Origin of the sequence: Amycolatopsis sp. cg9 (genome assembly GCF_041346945.1) — a bacterium.
Classification (GTDB): Bacteria; Actinomycetota; Actinomycetes; order Mycobacteriales; family Pseudonocardiaceae; genus Amycolatopsis.
Genome location: NZ_CP166850.1, coordinates 5,756,094 through 5,771,886 on the forward strand (window position 1 = coordinate 5,756,094; position 15,793 = coordinate 5,771,886).

The following is a 15,793-nucleotide window of genomic DNA, read 5'->3' on the forward strand; positions in this document are numbered from 1 at the left end:
GCGGGATATTGTCACTGCCGTGACCGAGACGACGGACAGCGCGAGCAGCCTGGCCAAAATGCTCACCATCTTGCAGCTGTTCAGTGAGAAAGAGCCCGTCTGGTCGACGGCCGCCATCCTGGAGGCGCTCGAGACCTCGAGGTCGACGGGGTACCGCTACATCAAGACCCTGCACGAGGCCGGGCTGATCAACGCGGTCCGCAACGGCCAGTACGCGCTCGGCCCGCGGATCATCGAGATGGATCTGCAGATGCGGCTGACGGATCCGCTGCTGCTGGCCAGTCACGGTGTGCTCGAAGACCTGGTGGACAAGATCGGGCACTCGGCGCTGCTGTGCACCGCGTTCCGGGATTCGGTGCTGTGCGTCGGCGAGGCCCGCGCCCCGAAGAGCCCCGAAAACCGGTTCCTTCGCGGGCAGCGGCGCCCGCTGTTCCAAGGGGCGGTGTCGAAGGTCGTGCTGGCCTACTTGCCCCACCACCGCTTGAAGGCGATCTACCCGCGCCAGCAGGCGGAGATCGAGAAGGCCGGGCTGGGCAGCACCTGGAGCGAGTTCCGTGCGGCCCTGGGCAAGATCAAGAAGGACGGCTACGCGCTGACGGTGGGGGAGTTCAACCCCGGCGTCTACAGCGTCGCGGCGCCCGTCCTCGACGACCAGAAGACCTCGCTGGGTAGCGTGGGTGTCGCATGGGACGAGAAGGAGCGGCGCGACGTCGACGTCGAGCACGCGGTGCTCGCCGTCAAACAGGCGGCGGCGACGATCTCGGAGCGCCTGCTGGAGCACCAGCGTGGCGGATGACCTCCTTCGGCATAGGGAAGGCGGCTGCGGTCCTCACAGCAGGGCATCCGCGGTGATCGGGAAATCGCGGATCCGGCGCCCGGTGGCGTGGAAGACCGCGTTGGCGATCGCCGGGGCGACGCCGACCAGCACGAGTTCGGCCAGGCCCTTGACCCCGAGGGGGTCGGCTTCGCGGTCTTCGCCGTCCAGGTAGATCGCGCGGAGGTCGCGGATGTCGGCGTTGACCGGCACCAGGTAGTCGGCGAGGTTGGCGTTGACGATGCGGCCGTCGCGCGGATCGGTGACCGTGTGCTCCAGCAGAGCGGCGCCGATGCCGCCGACCATGCCGCCGAGAGCCTGGCTGTCGGCGAGCTTGGGGTTGACGATGCGGCCCGCGTCGTAGACGCCGAGCAGGCGCCGGACCCGGATGAGGCCGAGGCGGGCGTCGACGGCGACTTCGGCGAAGGCCGCGCCGTAGCCGTACATCGAGAACCGGTTCTCCGGCGAGGGCGCCCAGGACCCGATCACCTCGAGGTGATCGCGGCCGTTGCGCGTGAGCAGCTGCCGGTAGGTCTCGCCGCGCGTGGGATCGCTCTTCACGTGCATTCGTCCTTTTCGGACGAGCACGTCGTCCGGATTGACGCCGCGCAGGGGAGATCGAGGGTCGTTGACGGCCAGGGTGATGGCCTGGCGGCGGACCTTGTCGCAGCCGTCCTGGACGGCGGAGCCGACGCTGGCCATGGTCATCGAGCCGCCGTGGGGCGGGGTCGGTGGCATGAGGGAGTCGCCGAGCCGGAACCGCACGGTGTCCATGGTCAGGCCGAGGGCGTCGGCGGCGACCTGGGGCATCGAGGTGTAGGTGCCGGGGCCCATGTCGCTGGTCGCGGACTCGACCAGTGCCGTACCGTCGGCGTTCAGCCGGACGTGGGCCTGCGCCGGGGCGCGCGCGGTGTCGTAGACCGCGGCGGCCATGCCGGTGCCGATCAGCCAGTCGCCGTCCCTGGTGGAGGCCGGCTTGGGATTGCGACGGCGCCACCCGAATTCGTGCGCGCCGACGTCGTAGCATTCGCGCAGCCGCCGGGTGGAGAACGGCTGCCCGGTGGACTCGTCGGCCGCCGGTTCGTTGCGTTTGCGCAGCTCGATGGGGTCGATGCCGAGTTCGTGGGCGAGCTCGTCCATCGCGGACTCGATGACGAGGGCGGCGGAGGCGTAGCCGGGCCCGCGCATCCAGATCGGGGTGTTCACGTCGAGCGGGACGGTCGAGTAGGCCTGGCGGACGTTCGGCATGCTGTAGAGCATCTGGCCGGGTGCCAGCATCGCCTCGGTGAACGTCTCGTAGCTGGAGGTCTCGCCGCGGATCTCGTGGGTCATCGCGGTGAGCCGCCCCGTGCGGTCGCTGCCGAGCCGGAGCCGGTAGGAGTAGGCGGGCCGGAACCCGGTGCCGAAGTACAGCTGCCGGCGCGCCATGACCAGCTTGACCGGGCGTCCGGTTTCGCGGGCGGCGAGCGCGGCGACGGTGGTGTGCGGCCAGGCCCGCAGCCCGCTGCCGAACGCGCCGCCGACGAACGGCGAGATGACCCGGACCGACGTCTGCGGGATGCCGAACACGGCCGCGAGCTCCTGCTGGGTACCGCCGACCACCCACTGGGTCTTGTCCCAGACCGTGAGCCGGTCGCCGTCCCAGCGGGCGATCGTGGCGTGCGGCTCCATCGGGTTGTGGTGGTTGCGGGCGGTCCGGTAGGTCAGGTCCAGCCGGACCGGCGCGGTGCCCAGCGCACCCTCGGCGTCGCCGCGCGCGTAGGTCGCCGGCTCGTCGGCCGGGGCGGTGGCCAGGTCGGTGCTCGGCTGCTCGGCGGCGTAGGTCACCGTCACCAGACGGGCGCCCTGCTGGGCGGCTTCGTGAGTGGTGGCGACCACGACGGCGACCGGTTGGCCGAAGAACCGCACCCGGTCGTCCTGGAAGACCCGCAGCCTCGTACCCGGCGGGTTGTTCGAACCCGGATTGTCCACGTAGGGCAGTCGCGGTGCGTTGCGGTGGCTGATCACGCGCAGGACGCCGGGGTGCGCGAGGGCGCCGCGGTCGTCGATGACCGTGATGCGGCCCCGTCCGACGCTGCTGTCCACGACTGCCGCGTACAGGACGCCGTCCGTGGGGTGGTCGGCGGCGTAGAGCGCGCGCCCGGTGACCTTGAGCCGTCCGTCCACCCGGGACTGCGGGGTGCCGACGGCGGTGCGGGGCTGGATCATCGGGTGCCTCCCACGACGCGCAGCTGGCGTTCGACCGTGCGCTTGAGCAATTCGACCTTGAACCCGTTGTGCCGCAACGGGCGGGCGCCGTCCGCGGCTCGCTGCGCGGCTTCGGCCCACAGCGCATCCGACGGCCGCTTGCCGAGCAGGTGCTGTTCGACGGCGGGCAGTTTCCACGGGACGGTGCCCACGCCGCCGGCTGCGACCTTCGCCGCGCGGATCACGCCACCCTGGATGTGCAGGGCCACTGCGGCCGAGGTCAGGGCGAACTCGTAGCTCTGCCGGTCCCGCACCTTCAGGTAGCCGGATTTCGCCGGGCGCGGGAAGGCCGGGATCTCGACAGCGGTGATCAGCTCACCAGGGCGCAGGGCTTGTTCCCGGTCGGGCGTGCTGCCGGGCCGCAGGAGGAAGTCGGCGAAGGGGATGGTGCGTTCGCCGGCGGAACCTTGCACGTGCACGATCGCTTCCAAGGCGGCGAAGGCGACCGCGACGTCCGATGGGTGCGTGGCGACGCACGCCTCCGAGCCGCCCAGGATGGCGTGGCCGCGGTTGTAGCCGTCGAGGGCCGCGCAGCCCGAACCCGGGGTGCGCTTGTTGCAGTTCGCGCTCACGTCCCGGAAGTAGGTGCAGCGAGTGCGCTGCATGATGTTGCCGCCGATGGTGGCCATGTTGCGCAGCTGGGCGGACGCGCTCAGTTCCAGGGCCTCCGACACCACCGGGAAGGCGCCGTGGACCCGGGGATCCGCGGCGACGTCGGCCATCCGCACCAGTGCGCCGATCCGCAGGCCGCCACCCGGGGTGGGGGTGATGCCGGTGAGCGGCAGCGTGGCGATGTCGACGAGGGTGCCGGGGTGTTCCACGGTCTCGCGCATCAGGTCGACCAGCGTCGTGCCGCCCGCGATGTACCGGCCGCCGCGCTGCCCGGCCGCGATGGCCGAGCGGATGTCGGGGACCTTGGCGTAGGAGAAGGGTTCCATCGCCTCAGCCCTTCGCCTGCTGGATGGCCTTGATGATCTTGACGTAGCAGCCGCAGCGGCAGATGTTGCCGCTCATCCACTCCCGGATCTCGTCCGGCGATCCAGTGTGGCCCTCCTTGAGGCAGCCGACGCCGGACATGATCTGCCCCGGCGTGCAGTAGCCGCACTGGAAGGCGTCCTGGTCGACGAACGCCTGCTGCAGCGGGTGCAACGGCCCCTCATCACCGGGGGACAGGCCCTCGATGGTGGTGACCTTCGCGCCGTCCAACCGCACCGCCAGGGTGAGGCAGCCGTTGACGCGGCGGTCGTCGACCAAGACCGTGCAGGCGCCGCACGCGCCCGCGTCGCAGCCCTTCTTCGTGCCCGTCAGCCCGAAGTGCTCGCGCAGCAGGTCCAGTAGCGACGTCCGGTTGTCCACGGTCACGGTGCGCCGGGTGCCGTTGACGGTCAACGAGACCCGGCTGCTCGGCGTGCTGTCGGCCGCGGTCGCGGGCTCGGCGCCCAGCAGCGAGGAGCCGGCCACGACGGCACCGCTCACGGCCGACGCGGCGAAGAACGTCCGCCGGGAAACGGCTGCCGCCTCTCCTGGCGGCTGGGGGTTTTCGGAGGCCATGGGACGACTCCACCAGGTGTTCGCGCGGGCTGGGAGTCACTGGCGAAGGGTGTACTGGCAGTACGTCGCAAAGCGGACGAATCGGCGGTACTTTGGCCGGTTGACTCGGGAGCGGGTGTGGCGACCGGGGTGCGCGTTACGTCAATCAACTGATTTAATCGGGTTGTCTGACCTCGCCCGGACCATCCCCACACGGCGCAACGGAGAATCCCTTGACCGCATCCGCTTTGGACCCCGGCACGGCCTTGCTCGTCGTCGACCTGCAACGCGCGACCACCAGCCTCCCGTCCGCTCACGACATGGACGGCGTCATCGCGAACGCCGTCCGGCTGGCCGGTGCGTTCCGGCAGCGGGACCTGCCGGTGGTCCTGGTCAGCGCGGACCTGAACCGGCCGCCCGCGGGGCGGACCGAGCTGGGCGGGAACCGGCCGCCGATCCCGGAGGCGGCGCTCGCGCTCGTCCCGCAGCTCGATCCGCAGCCCGCGGATCTGCGCGTCGTCAAGTCCGGGTGGGGAGCGTTCGCCGGCACCGACCTGGCCGGCACACTGACCCGGCTCGGCGTCACGCAGGTGGTGATCGCCGGGGTCGCGACGACTTTCGGCGTCGAGTCGACCGCGCGCCAGGCGTACGACCTCGGCTTCACCGTCACGGTGGTCGTCGACGCCGTCACCGATCCCCGCGCCGAGGCGCACGAGCAGAGCGTCGCCCGGGTGTTCCCCGTGCTCGGCGAGACAGCCACCACCGAGGAGGTGCTCGCGCTGCTCCCGATCAGGGCGTGAGCAGGGCCTTGATCGCGCGCCGCTCATCCATGGCCCGGTAGCCCTCGGCCACCTGGTCCAGGGGCAGCGTGAGGTCGAAGACCGGGCCGGGGTTGATGTGGCCGGACAGGACGCGGTCGATCAGGTCGGGCAGGAAGCGGCGCACCGGCGCGGGGCCGCCGCGCAGGCCGACGTGGGAGAAGAACAGCTCTTCGCCGGCGATCTGCACGTCGTGCGGGACGCCGACGAACCCGACGTTGCCGCCGGGCCGGGTCGCGTGGAGCGCCTGCTTCATGGATTCGGCGGTGCCGACGCACTCCAGCACGGCGTCGGCGCCGATGCCGCCGGTGAGGTCCTTGATGGCGGCGACGCCGTCGTCGCCGCGTTCGGTGACGATGTCGGTGGCGCCGAACTCAGTGGCCAGCTTCTGCCGCGATTCGTGGCGGCTCATGGCGATGACGCGTTCCGCGCCGAGCTCCTTGGCCGCGATGACGCCGCACAGCCCGACCGCGCCGTCGCCGACCACGACGGCGGTGGAACCGGGCTTCACCTCGGCGGCGACGGCGGCGTACCAGCCGGTGCCCATGACGTCGGACACGGCCAGCAAGCCGGGGAGGTGCTCGGGGCCGGGGTGTTCAGGGGTGGCGACGAGCGTGCCCTGGGCGTTGGGGATGCGGACGAGGTCGGCCTGGCAGGTGCTCATGAACTCGCGGTGCAGGCAGGACGACTGCCAGCCGTTGCGGCAGTTCGCGCAGGTGTTGTCCGAGGTGGCGAACGAGCCGACGACGAACTGGCCGGGCTTGACCGCGGTCACCTCGCTGCCGACCTCTTCGACGACGCCGACGTACTCGTGGCCCATCGGGTGCGGGTCGCCGATCGGCTCGAGGCCGCGGTAGGGCCACAGGTCCGAGCCGCACACGCAGGTGACGACGGTGCGGATGATCGCGTCGGTCGGCTGCTCGAGCTTCGGGTCGGCGAGCTGTTCGAAACGGACGTCGCCGGGCGCGTGGATGACGGCTCCGCGCATGGGGATGGCTCCTCGGGTGACGGGGTGCGGGCCCAAACGGCCCCTGGCGCTTACAGGCAACCGCGTCTCCGCGCGCACAGCGAGTCTCTGATGAAGGGTGTACCGGCAGTACACCCCAACGTGTGATGGCGGCGCGTACGGTCGCGCTGTGGACAACCGTGACGAAGTCCGCGAGTTCCTCGTCTCGCGGCGAGCCAGGATCACGCCGGAGGAGGCGGGGCTGCCGGGCGGGACCCGGCGTCGCGTGAGCGGGCTGCGCCGCAGCGAGGTCGCCGCGCTGGCCGACGTGAGCGTCGAGTACTACGCCAAGCTCGAACGCGGGAACCTCGCCGGTGCCTCGCCCGCCGTGCTCGAGGCGGTCGCCCGCGCGCTGCGGCTGGACGACGCCGAACGCGCCCACCTGCTGCACCTGGCCCAGACCGCCGACGGGGCCGATGTGCTCGCCCGCCCTCGGCAGCGGTCGGCGAAACCGCGCACGCTGCACCGCAGTCTGCAGTGGACGCTGGACGCGATCACCGCCGGGCCCGCGTTCGTCAACAACGGCCGCCTGGACCTGCTGGCGGAGAACCGGCTCGCCCGGGCGTTCTACCGCGACATGTACGTGGGTGGCCCGAAGCCGAACATGGCCCGGTTCCAGTTCCTCGACCCCACGGCCCGCCGCTTCTACGCCGACTGGGACCTGGCCGCGGACATCACCGTGGACGTCCTGCGCACCGAAGCCGGCCGCAACCCGCACGACAAGGGCCTGCACGACCTCGTCGGGGAGCTGTCCACTCGCAGCGACGAGTTCCGCCGCCGCTGGGGCAAGCACAACGTCCGGCGGCACGGCACGGGCGTGAAACGCTTTCATCACCCGGACGTGGGTGATGTCACCCTCACGTGGGAGGCGATGGGCATGGCCGCCGAACCCGGTCTCACCCTGGTGGTCTACACCGCCGAACCGGGTTCTCCGTCCGCGGAAGGGCTGGAGCTGCTCGCGTCCTGGGCCGCGGCTCAGCCCGACCGGTGACCGGTCGGGTGTGCCGCCTCGTGCGTGGCCGCCCAGGAGGCCAGGAGGCGCAGGGTCTCTTCGGACGGTGAACCGGGCTCGGCCGTGTAGATGGTCACCGTCAGGCCGGGTTCGGCGGCCAGTTCGAGGCCTTCGTAGGCGAGGGTGAGGTCCCCGACGACCGGGTGGTGGAAGGTCTTCGACCCGGTGCCGTGGTGGCGGACGTTGTGGGCGCCCCACCGGACGCGGAACTCGTCGCTGCGGGTGGACAGTTCGCCCACCAGGTCGTGCAGGCCCTTGTCGTGCGGGTCGCGGCCGGCTTCGGTGTGCAGGATTTCGACGCAGACGTCGGCGAAGAAACCCCAATCCGGGTAGAACCGCCGCGAGGCCGGATCGAGGAACTGGAACCGGGCGAGGTTCGGTGGTTGCTGCGGGCTCGCGTAGACGTCGGAGTAGAAAGCCCGGGCGAGGCGGTTGGCGGCCAGCAGGTCCATCCGTCCATTGCGGACGAAGGCGGGGCCTTCGGTGACGGCGTCGAGGACCCACTGCAGGCTGGGGTGCAGTGTCCGGTCGCCCTTCGCCGGCCGCCGCAGGATCGCGCTCGTGCCGTCCGCCGCGCGGGCGAGGGCGAGCAGATGGGCGCGCTCAGCGTCGTCGAGCTGGAGTGCCCGGGCCACCGCGTCCAGGACGGACGGCGAAACTCCGGCGAGGTTGCCGCGTTCCAGCTTGGCGTAGTACTCGACGCTGACGTCGGCCAGCATGGCGACCTCGCTGCGGCGCAGGCCCGGCACCCGCCGTTTGCTCCCGGGCGGGAGCCCGGCCTGCTCGGGGCTGATCTTCGCGCGCCGCGAGACGAGGAACTCGCGAACTTCCTGGCGATTGTCCACCCCACCACGATAAGTCCGCCCACGACGGTGAAGGGTGCTCTGCCAGTACACCTTTCGAGAGAACCTCGCGGGTCGCGCCGGCTTCTGGTTCCGTGGGAACCGGAAGCCAAGTCCGGCCGAGGAGTATTCATGTCGACTTTCGCACTCGTCGGTGCCGGCCCCGGCCTGGGGTTCGCCACCGCACGGCGCTTCGGGGCCGCCGGCTACGACGTCGCCCTGATCGCCCGCAGCGCTTCGCGCCTTGAAGAGCTGACGGCCGAGCTGACGCGTGAGGGCATCCGAGCTCGCGCGTTCCCCGCCGACGTGCTCGACCGCACGTCGCTCACCGCCGCGTTGCAGGCAGCCGGGCCCGTCGAGGTCCTGCAGTTCAGCCCGGTGCCCCGCGCGGACTTCATGAAGCCGCTCCTCGACACGAGCGCCGACGACCTCGACGCGCCCCTGAACTTCTCCGTGAAGGGCCCGGTCACCGCCGTGCACGCCGTGCTGCCCGGCATGCGCGCCCTCGGCCGCGGAACCGTCCTGTTCGTGAACGGCGGCAGCGCCGTGCGCCCGCACCCCCAGCGCGCCGGCACCTCGATCGCCTTCGCCGCGGAGAGCGCGTACGCCCGGATGCTGCACGAAGTGCTGGCTCCGGAAAACATCCACGTCGCCCAGCTCATCGTCCCGGGAGCCATCCGGCCGGACGCGGAGCACAGCAGCCCGGACGCCCTCGCCGGGAGACTCTTCGCCATCCACTCCGAACGTGACGGTTTCCGGCACTTCGCCGAGCCCATGCCGGAGACGCCGTGACTCTCGCCCGCGCGATCCCCGTCACCGCCCTGCTGGCCGCGGTCGCCTGCGGCGCCGAACCACCGCCGTCCTCGGCACCTCCGGCGTCCTCGACGACCCTCGCGCCCACGACCGGGAGCACCACCGTGAACATCCGCCTCACCGTCGACGGCCGCGTCGTGCACGCGACCCTGAACGACAGCGCGGCCGCCCGTGATTTCGCCATCCTCCTGCCGCTCACGCTGGACCTGAGCGACTTCCACGAAACGGAACGCATCTCCGACCTGCCCCGCCGGCTGTCGACCGACGGCGCCCCGGAAAGCGCCGAGCCGAAGGCCGGTGACCTGGCCTTCTACGCGCCGTGGGGCAACCTGGCGATCTATTACCGCGACGCGCCCCGCGCGAACGGCGTCGTCGTCCTCGGCCGCCTCGCCGACGGCGGCGCCGATGTGCTCGCCACCGCCGACCGCGTCACCATCGAACCAACCCCCTGAAGCTGGAGAACGCCCGAGATGAACCCCACGTACGACTTCACCGGCCAGGTCGCCTTCGTCACCGGAGCCGGCTCCGGGATGGGGCTGGCCACCGCCCGCGCCTTCGCCGAGTCCGGTGCCGCCGTCGCCCTCACCGACGTCGACGAAGCCGCGCTCGAGGCGGCGGAGAAGGAGCTCACCGCCGCCGGTCACCGCGTCCTGGCGCTGACGTGCGACGTCACCGACGAAGACCAGGTCGCCGCCGCCGTCGACCGCACGGTCGAAACCTTCGGCCGCCTTGACCTGGCCTACAACAACGCCGGTATCCAGATCCCGCCCGCCGACGCCGCCGAGGAGAGCGCCGAGCAGTTCGACCGCGTGCACGCCATCAACCTGCGCGGCATCTGGGCGAGCATGAAGCACGAGCTGCGTCACATGCGAGCACAGGGCAGCGGCGCGATCGTCAACTGCTCCTCCCTGGGTGGCCTCGTCGGCATCCCCGGCCGCGCCTCCTACCACGCGTCCAAGCACGGCGTGATCGGCTTGACCGGCAGCGCCGCCCTCGAGTACGCCCCGCGCGGCATCCGGATCAACGCGGTCTGCCCCGGCACCATCGACACCCCGATGGTCGGCGACATGATCGCCAAGGGCGAGCTCGACCGCGCCGAGGCCGAGGCCAACCAGCCCATCGGCCGGCTGGGCACGGCCGAGGAGATCGCCCAGGCCGTGCTGTGGCTGTGCAGCCCCGGCTCCGGCTTCGTCGTCGGGGTGGCCCTGCCCGTCGACGGCGGCTACGTGGCACGCTGAGCCATGGCACGCGTCTTCGTCACCGGTTCGGCCGACGGGCTCGGCCTCGCCGCGGCTCGGACCCTGCTGGACGAAGGACACGAGGTGGTCGTCCACGCCCGCCGCCGAGAACGGCTCCCGGCGGCCTTGCTGGATCGGGGTGCCGCCGGAGTCGTGGGTGATCTGTCCGATGTGGATCAAACACGGGGTGTCGCCGGGCAGGTGAACGATCTCGGCGAGATGGACGCGGTGATCCACAACGCCGGCGTCTACCGCGGCGCGCTCGTCCTGCCGGTCAACGTCGTCGCGCCCTACCTGCTGACCGCGCTCGTCCGGCGACCGGCGCGGCTGGTGTACCTCAGCAGCGGCATGCACCGCGGCGGGCGGCCGAAGCCGCGCGGACAGGACTGGTCCGGGCGCCGGGTGACCGCGTCCTATTCGGACAGCAAGCTCTTCGTGACCGCCTTCGCCGCCGCGGTCGCCCGGCTGTGGCCCCACGTGTGCAGCAACGCGGTCGACCCGGGTTGGGTGCCGACGAAGATGGGCGGCCCGGGTGCTCCCGACGACCTCCGGCTCGGCCACCTCACCCAGGAGTGGCTCGCCACCGCCGACGACCCGCAGGCCCGCACCACCGGCGGCTACTGGTACCACCGGCAACGGCACGACCCGCATCCCGCCGTCCGAGACGAACGGTTCCAGGACGAGCTGCTGGCCGAGCTCGCGGCCTTCACCGGCACGAGCCTGGCGTAGCCCGGCAGTTCACGCAGGACGGTCGCTGGTCGTCCGGCCGGGCTCGGCCGCCCAGGAGGCCAGCAGGCGCAAGCCGTCGTGGGACGGAGTGCCGGCTTCGGCGGTCCAGACGATGATCTGGAGGTCGGTATCGGCGGCCCAGGTGACGGCGTTCCAGTCGAGGTGCAGGTCACCGACGACCGCGTGGCGCAGGTGCTTGGATCCGGTGTCCCGGGTCGCGACGTCGTGAGCGGCCCACCACCGGCCGAACTGCTCTTCGCGGACGGAGAGTTCGCCCACCAGCTCGGCCAGTTGCCGGTCGCCGGGGTTGTTCGCGTTGTGCATGCGCATCTGGGCGATGGCCAGCCGGGTGACGCCTTCCCAGTCCGCGTACAGCTCGCGCATCGCGGGGTCGGTGATGAGCAGCCTGATGTAGTAGCGCTGTTTCTCGGGGATCTTGCCGAAGTCGGTGATCAGCGCGGCGCCCATGGCGTTCCAGGCGACGATCTCGGTCCGCGGCCCGATCACGAAAGCGGGGGTGTGCGCCAGGTCGTCGAGCAGGCGCTGCAGCTGCGGCTGGATCTTGGGCCGCGGCGGTCGCCGCGTCGGCTGGTGGTCGCCCTTGGCCGAGAGCTCGTGCAGGTAGGCGCTCTGGTCGTCGTCCAGGCGCAGAACCCGGGTCAGGGCGGTCAGCACGGCCGGCGACGCCGGCATCCGGCCCTGTTCGAGGCGGGTGTAGTAGTCGGTGCTGATCGAGGCCAGCACGGCGACCTCTTCCCGGCGCAGACCCGCGACGCGCCGCTGGCCGCCGTCGGGCAGGCCGACGTCGGCCGGGGTGAGCTCGGCTCGGCGCGCCCGGAGGAATTCCCCCAGTTCGTTGCGCTGAGGATCGCGGTTCATGTCCCCAGCTTGACATCGGCCGGCGGCGTTGTCAGGGGGAGAGTTCTGTCCCAGGGTGGTGTGTCCCGGCGACCACGGCGTGGCCGCCGGGACGGGGTCTCAGCCGAGGGCTTTGACGATCTCCTGGGCGAGCGGGACGGCCGACGCCGGGTTCTGCCCGGTGTAGAGGGTGCGGTCCACCTCGAGGTGCGGGGCGAACGGTTCGCCCTCGCGGTAGTCCGCGCCAAGGTCGCCGACGAGGCGGTCCTGGAGCAGCCACTTCGCCCGGTCGGCGAGGCCGTTCAGCTTCTCCTCGGCGTTGGACAGCCCGGTCAGGCGGTAGCCGTGGAACGGGGACTTGCCGTCGGCATCCACTGTGGCCAGGAGCGCCGCCGGGCCGTGGCACACCAGGGACACCGGCTTGCCCGAGGCTAGCCACTCGGTCAGCAGCTTGCCGGATTCGGCGTTGCCGGGCAGGTCCTCCATCGGGCCCCAGCCGCCGGGGTAGAAGACAGCGTCGTAGTCCTCGATCCGCGCGTCCTCGATGCGGATCGGGTTCGCCAGCTCGGTCGCGTCGCGCAGCGCGGTCTTCGTCTGCTCGGCGCCCTCGGGGCCGCCGTTGAACTCGGGGGTGAGGCTGAGTGCGTCCGCGGTCGGCGGGACGCCGCCGGGAGTGGCCACGGCGATCTCGTAGCCGGCCCCTTTGAAGACGGCGTACGGGCCGAGGGCCTCTTCGGCCCAGTAGCCGGCCGGCTGCCGGAAGCCGTCGGCGAGGGTCCAGTGGGTTGCGGCGGTGATGACGAACAGGATCTTGGTCATGGAATGCTCCTTGGTCAGCCGTTGAGGGCCTGCTGCAGCACGTGGCTGTCAGCGGCCTGCCGGAGGTGGACGAGCTTGCCGTCGCGGACGGTCCACAGGTGGATGAAGCGGACATCCGCCTTCTCACCGGACTTCGTGATCGCGTGGTAGTTCCCGTAGACGAAGACGTGGTTCTCGTCGTCGGCGAAGAACTCCTCGGCGCCGGCCGAGAAGGATTCGAAGTCCGGCATCATCCGGCCGAAGAAGTCCCGGCCGACGCTGTCCCACCCGTGGTAGACCCCGCTGTGGGGGAAGCCGGGGGTGATGTCCCAGACCAGGTCGGGGCTGATGATCTCGGCGGTGACCTCGGGCGCCATGCCGGAGTCGTACAGGCGGCGGACCAGGGCGGTGTTCGGCGAATCGGACATGATCGTGCTCCTTCGGGTGCGGTGGGCGTCAGGCGGTGGCGGTCAGGGCGGCCTGGCCGGCGCGGAACACCGCGGCCTGGCGGGCGACGCGGGCGCCGAGGTGCTCGGCGGTGGCGATGTCGGACTTGTGGACGCCCTCCGGGCCGACGTCGTTCGGGCTCTGGGCGCCGGCGCCGAGGAAGAAGCCCAGGCGGTTGATGTCGTCCTCGCTCGCGGTGCTGCTGGCCCAGCCGGGCTGGAGGCCGAGGCTGACCCAGTGCATCGCGTGCTGGGCGGCCATGGTGGCGAAGTAGCTCAGGGTGGAGGACTTGTCGCCGGTCTTCGCGCCGGAGTTGGTGAAGCCGGCCGCGAGCTTGTCGGCCCAGGTCTGGGTGAACCAGCGCTTGGTGCTCTCCTGCGCGAAGGCGTGGAACGCGGCCGAGGCGGTGCCCATGTAGGTGGGGGCGCCGAAGATGATCGCGTCGGCGGCGTCCAGCTGCGCCCACTGCACGCCGGTGATGGTGTCCACGGGGATGGACACCACATCGGCGCCGGCTTCCGCGGCGCCGCGCGCCACGGCCTCGGCGAGGACCGCGGTGTGACCGTAGCCCGAATGGAAGGCGATCGCGACGCTCGGGCGGACCGGAGAGGACATTGGTGCTCCTCGAAAAGTGTGGATCAGGTACGTTCACCACAGTGCCTTGCCATGGGGAGTGAAAACAGGGAGAGATCGCTCCCCGGTTGATTTCTCCCTGCTTTTCGCCGGCGAAGGAAATCGGAGCCGTCAGGTGGCGGCCCAGGAGGCGAGCAGGCGCAGTCCGTCGGCGGAGCGGCTGCCGGGTTCGGCCGTCCAGACGACGAGGTGCTGTTCGGGGTCGGCGGTGGAGGTCAGGGTGTCCCAGTCGAGGATGAGCGAGCCGGCCACCGGGTGGTTCAGGTGCTTGGTGCCCACCCCGCGGCCGGCGACCACGCGGGCGGCCCACCACTGCCGGAAGTGTTCGTCCCGGGTGGACAGTTCGCCCACGAGTGCGCTCATCCGTCGGTCGCCGGGGGTGCGGGCCGCCTCGACCCGCAGCGTGGCGACGGCCATGCGCGCGACGTTCTGCCAGTCCGGGTAGAGCTCGCGCATCGCCGGATCCGTGAACAGCAGCCTGATGTAGCTGCGGTGCTTCTCCGGGATCCGGCCGAAGTCGGTGATCAGGGCCGCGGCCATCGGGTTCCACGCGAGGATGTCGGTGCGCCGGCCGAGCACGAACGCGGGGGTCGCGGTCAGGTCGTCCAGCAACCGCCACAGCTGCGGCTGGACCTGCTGCCGGGCCCGGCGGTAGGGGCGGTGGTAGATCTCGTTCCCGGCGAGTTCGAACAGGTGGGTGCGCTGCTGCTCGGTCAGCCGCAGCACGTGGGCGAGGGCGCCCAGAACCGGCCCCGAAGCCGCGATGCGGCCCTGCTCGAGCCGGGCGTAGTAGTTGGTGCTGATGGCCGCGAGGAGGGCGACCTCCTCGCGGCGCAAGCCGGCGGCCCGCCGCCGCGGAAGGTCCTCGGGCAGCCCCACGTCACCAGGGGTGAGTTCGGCGCGGCGGGCTTTGAGGAATTCGCCGAGTTGTCCGGGTCGCGGATTTCGGGTCATGCGATCCAGAATCGCATCCCGCGTCGTCCGTGTGAGGGGGAGGAATTTCTCCCAGGATGGAGTTCTCCCTTTTTCGATTCGCTCCGGGCATGCGAATGTCAGCGCTGTGAAAGCTGTGGGAGTGACCGAGTTCGGCGGGCCCGACGTGTTGCGTGTGCTGGAGCTCCCGGTTCCCGCGGCGGGTCCGGGCGAGATCCGCATCCGCGTGCGCGCGGCGGGGGTCAACCCGGTCGACGTGCTGGTGCGCCGGGGCCAGGCCTTCGTTTCCGACGCCGAGCCACCGTACGTCCCGGGCATGGACGCGGCCGGCGTGGTCGAGGAGATCGGCGAGGGGACTGAAACCGATCTCGCCGTCGGCGACCGCGTGATGGCCGTCGCGGTCGTGTCCGGCACGCACGGCGCCTACGCCGAGCAGCTCGTCGTCCCCGCCGAGTCGGTGGTCCGGGTCCCGCGCGCCGCGACCGACGTCGAGGCCGCCACGCTGCCGATGAACGGCCTGACCGCGCGCATGGCGCTGGACCTGCTCGACCTCCCGGCAGGCGCCACCGTGGCGGTCACCGGCGCGGCCGGCGCGGTCGGCGGCTACGCCGTCCAGCTGGCCAAGGCCGACGGCCTCCGGGTCATCGCCGATGCGGCACCGAAGGACGAGCAGCTGGTCAAGGACCTGGGTGCCGACGTCGTGCTGCCGCGTGGCACGGAATTCCCCCGGCATGTGCGCACCGAAGTACCCGCTGGTGTCGACGGGCTCGTCGACACCGCGGGCCTCACCGAGGCGACTGCCGCGGTGCGCGACGGCGGCCGGGTGGCCACGTCGGCCGGCGGGTTCCAGGAGAGCGCCGGTGAGCGCGGCATCGTCACCGGGCGCACGTTCGTGCCGCAGTACGCCCGCGACCACGCCAACCTCGACCGCCTCCGTCAGCTGGCGGAAGCCGGACGGATCACCCCGCGGGTCGCGCGGACCCTGCCCGCCGAGCGCGCTGCCGAAGCACACCGGCTGCTGGAGGCCGGCGGCCTCCGCGGCCGAGTGGTGCTCACGTTCTGACCATTCCCGAGA

The 15,793-nt window shown here is 71.4% G+C and carries 18 protein-coding genes; 8 read left to right on the forward strand and 10 right to left on the reverse strand.

Translation table 11 applies throughout. The annotated features are described in order from the left end of the window. The first annotated feature begins 19 nt into the window (after window positions 1-19). On the forward strand, window positions 20-796 hold the full coding sequence (locus tag AB5J73_RS27450) for an IclR family transcriptional regulator (RefSeq protein WP_370961542.1): 777 nt from the start codon (window positions 20-22) through the stop codon (window positions 794-796). A 33-nt stretch (window positions 797-829) separates the two neighbouring features. Here AB5J73_RS27450 and AB5J73_RS27455 read toward each other — a convergent pair whose 3' ends face one another. From AB5J73_RS27455 to AB5J73_RS27465, 3 genes are read right to left on the reverse strand one after another with little or no spacing between them, the layout of a single operon-like run. Beyond that, complete coding sequence (locus AB5J73_RS27455) at window positions 830-3,022, reverse strand: xanthine dehydrogenase family protein molybdopterin-binding subunit (RefSeq protein WP_370961543.1); 2,193 nt, start codon at window positions 3,020-3,022, stop codon at window positions 830-832. Then, window positions 3,019-3,999 carry a xanthine dehydrogenase family protein subunit M gene (locus AB5J73_RS27460; RefSeq protein ID WP_370961544.1) on the reverse strand — a complete coding sequence of 327 codons (981 nt, stop codon included), beginning with the start codon at window positions 3,997-3,999 and terminating at the stop codon, window positions 3,019-3,021. The genes AB5J73_RS27455 and AB5J73_RS27460 overlap by 4 nt, the downstream gene beginning before the upstream one ends. A 4-nt stretch (window positions 4,000-4,003) precedes the next feature. Continuing rightward, on the reverse strand, window positions 4,004-4,612 hold the full coding sequence (locus tag AB5J73_RS27465; protein ID WP_370961545.1) for a 2Fe-2S iron-sulfur cluster-binding protein: 609 nt from the start codon (window positions 4,610-4,612) through the stop codon (window positions 4,004-4,006). Between the two features lie 212 nt (window positions 4,613-4,824). Between AB5J73_RS27465 and AB5J73_RS27470 the strand changes: the two genes are divergently transcribed. After that, a complete protein-coding gene (locus AB5J73_RS27470; protein WP_370961546.1) occupies window positions 4,825-5,391 on the forward strand; it encodes an isochorismatase family protein in 567 nt (188 codons plus the stop codon). Here the strand turns inward: AB5J73_RS27470 and AB5J73_RS27475 are convergent. After that, complete coding sequence (locus AB5J73_RS27475) at window positions 5,381-6,397, reverse strand: zinc-dependent alcohol dehydrogenase family protein (protein WP_370961547.1); 1,017 nt, start codon at window positions 6,395-6,397, stop codon at window positions 5,381-5,383. The two genes, AB5J73_RS27470 and AB5J73_RS27475, sit on opposite strands and share 11 nt — an antisense overlap. Window positions 6,398-6,545: 148 nt before the next feature. Between AB5J73_RS27475 and AB5J73_RS27480 the strand changes: the two genes are divergently transcribed. Beyond that, window positions 6,546-7,406 carry a helix-turn-helix transcriptional regulator gene (locus AB5J73_RS27480; protein WP_370961548.1) on the forward strand — a complete coding sequence of 287 codons (861 nt, stop codon included), beginning with the start codon at window positions 6,546-6,548 and terminating at the stop codon, window positions 7,404-7,406. Here the strand turns inward: AB5J73_RS27480 and AB5J73_RS27485 are convergent. Further along, complete coding sequence (locus AB5J73_RS27485; RefSeq protein WP_370961549.1) at window positions 7,391-8,272, reverse strand: helix-turn-helix domain-containing protein; 882 nt, start codon at window positions 8,270-8,272, stop codon at window positions 7,391-7,393. The genes AB5J73_RS27480 and AB5J73_RS27485 overlap by 16 nt on opposite strands. A 129-nt stretch (window positions 8,273-8,401) precedes the next feature. Between AB5J73_RS27485 and AB5J73_RS27490 the strand changes: the two genes are divergently transcribed. Genes AB5J73_RS27490 through AB5J73_RS27505 form a run of 4 tightly spaced genes read left to right on the forward strand, consistent with a single transcriptional unit; the run spans window position 8,402 to window position 11,049 of the window. Beyond that, on the forward strand, window positions 8,402-9,061 hold the full coding sequence (locus AB5J73_RS27490; protein ID WP_370961550.1) for an SDR family oxidoreductase: 660 nt from the start codon (window positions 8,402-8,404) through the stop codon (window positions 9,059-9,061). Beyond that, on the forward strand, window positions 9,058-9,534 hold the full coding sequence (locus tag AB5J73_RS27495) for a cyclophilin-like fold protein (RefSeq protein ID WP_370961551.1): 477 nt from the start codon (window positions 9,058-9,060) through the stop codon (window positions 9,532-9,534). The genes AB5J73_RS27490 and AB5J73_RS27495 overlap by 4 nt, the downstream gene beginning before the upstream one ends. A gap of 18 nt (window positions 9,535-9,552) precedes the next feature. After that, window positions 9,553-10,320, forward strand: a complete 768-nt coding sequence (locus AB5J73_RS27500; protein WP_370961552.1) for an SDR family NAD(P)-dependent oxidoreductase — start codon at window positions 9,553-9,555, stop codon at window positions 10,318-10,320. Window positions 10,321-10,323: 3 nt separating this feature from the next. After that, window positions 10,324-11,049 (forward strand): SDR family NAD(P)-dependent oxidoreductase, encoded by a 726-nt coding sequence (locus AB5J73_RS27505; protein ID WP_370961553.1) that lies wholly within the window; start codon window positions 10,324-10,326, stop codon window positions 11,047-11,049. Window positions 11,050-11,058: 9 nt separating this feature from the next. Here the strand turns inward: AB5J73_RS27505 and AB5J73_RS27510 are convergent, their stop codons facing one another. The 5 genes from AB5J73_RS27510 to AB5J73_RS27530 form a co-directional block, all read right to left on the reverse strand. Then, on the reverse strand, window positions 11,059-11,928 hold the full coding sequence (locus tag AB5J73_RS27510) for a helix-turn-helix transcriptional regulator (protein WP_370961554.1): 870 nt from the start codon (window positions 11,926-11,928) through the stop codon (window positions 11,059-11,061). A 99-nt stretch (window positions 11,929-12,027) separates the two neighbouring features. After that, window positions 12,028-12,726: a type 1 glutamine amidotransferase domain-containing protein gene (locus AB5J73_RS27515; protein WP_370961555.1), complete on the reverse strand. Its 699-nt coding sequence runs from the start codon at window positions 12,724-12,726 to the stop codon at window positions 12,028-12,030. 14 nt (window positions 12,727-12,740) lie between these two features. Beyond that, on the reverse strand, window positions 12,741-13,133 hold the full coding sequence (locus AB5J73_RS27520; protein ID WP_370961556.1) for a nuclear transport factor 2 family protein: 393 nt from the start codon (window positions 13,131-13,133) through the stop codon (window positions 12,741-12,743). Window positions 13,134-13,161: 28 nt separating this feature from the next. Beyond that, complete coding sequence (locus AB5J73_RS27525; protein ID WP_370961557.1) at window positions 13,162-13,767, reverse strand: flavodoxin family protein; 606 nt, start codon at window positions 13,765-13,767, stop codon at window positions 13,162-13,164. Window positions 13,768-13,896: 129 nt separating this feature from the next. Next, complete coding sequence (locus tag AB5J73_RS27530) at window positions 13,897-14,739, reverse strand: helix-turn-helix domain-containing protein (protein ID WP_370961558.1); 843 nt, start codon at window positions 14,737-14,739, stop codon at window positions 13,897-13,899. Between the two features lie 121 nt (window positions 14,740-14,860). Between AB5J73_RS27530 and AB5J73_RS27535 the strand changes: the two genes are divergently transcribed. Then, window positions 14,861-15,781, forward strand: a complete 921-nt coding sequence (locus tag AB5J73_RS27535) for an NADP-dependent oxidoreductase (RefSeq protein WP_370961559.1) — start codon at window positions 14,861-14,863, stop codon at window positions 15,779-15,781. The last annotated feature ends 12 nt before the right edge of the window (window positions 15,782-15,793 follow it).

What these genes read in the sequence shown, in the direction of transcription:
- AB5J73_RS27490 (WP_370961550.1), top strand. Translation starts at nt 8,402, where the DNA reads ATGTCGACTTTCGCACTCGTCGGTGCCGGCCCCGGCCTGGGGTTCGCC.
- AB5J73_RS27460 (WP_370961544.1), bottom strand. Translation starts at nt 3,999, where the DNA reads ATGGAACCCTTCTCCTACGCCAAGGTCCCCGACATCCGCTCGGCCATC.
- AB5J73_RS27530 (WP_370961558.1), bottom strand. Translation starts at nt 14,739, where the DNA reads ATGACCCGAAATCCGCGACCCGGACAACTCGGCGAATTCCTCAAAGCC.
- AB5J73_RS27520 (WP_370961556.1), bottom strand. Translation starts at nt 13,133, where the DNA reads ATGTCCGATTCGCCGAACACCGCCCTGGTCCGCCGCCTGTACGACTCC.
- AB5J73_RS27510 (WP_370961554.1), bottom strand. Translation starts at nt 11,928, where the DNA reads ATGAACCGCGATCCTCAGCGCAACGAACTGGGGGAATTCCTCCGGGCG.
- AB5J73_RS27525 (WP_370961557.1), bottom strand. Translation starts at nt 13,767, where the DNA reads ATGTCCTCTCCGGTCCGCCCGAGCGTCGCGATCGCCTTCCATTCGGGC.
- AB5J73_RS27500 (WP_370961552.1), top strand. Translation starts at nt 9,553, where the DNA reads ATGAACCCCACGTACGACTTCACCGGCCAGGTCGCCTTCGTCACCGGA.
- AB5J73_RS27455 (WP_370961543.1), bottom strand. Translation starts at nt 3,022, where the DNA reads ATGATCCAGCCCCGCACCGCCGTCGGCACCCCGCAGTCCCGGGTGGAC.
- AB5J73_RS27475 (WP_370961547.1), bottom strand. Translation starts at nt 6,397, where the DNA reads ATGCGCGGAGCCGTCATCCACGCGCCCGGCGACGTCCGTTTCGAACAG.
- AB5J73_RS27515 (WP_370961555.1), bottom strand. Translation starts at nt 12,726, where the DNA reads ATGACCAAGATCCTGTTCGTCATCACCGCCGCAACCCACTGGACCCTC.
- AB5J73_RS27465 (WP_370961545.1), bottom strand. Translation starts at nt 4,612, where the DNA reads ATGGCCTCCGAAAACCCCCAGCCGCCAGGAGAGGCGGCAGCCGTTTCC.
- AB5J73_RS27505 (WP_370961553.1), top strand. Translation starts at nt 10,324, where the DNA reads ATGGCACGCGTCTTCGTCACCGGTTCGGCCGACGGGCTCGGCCTCGCC.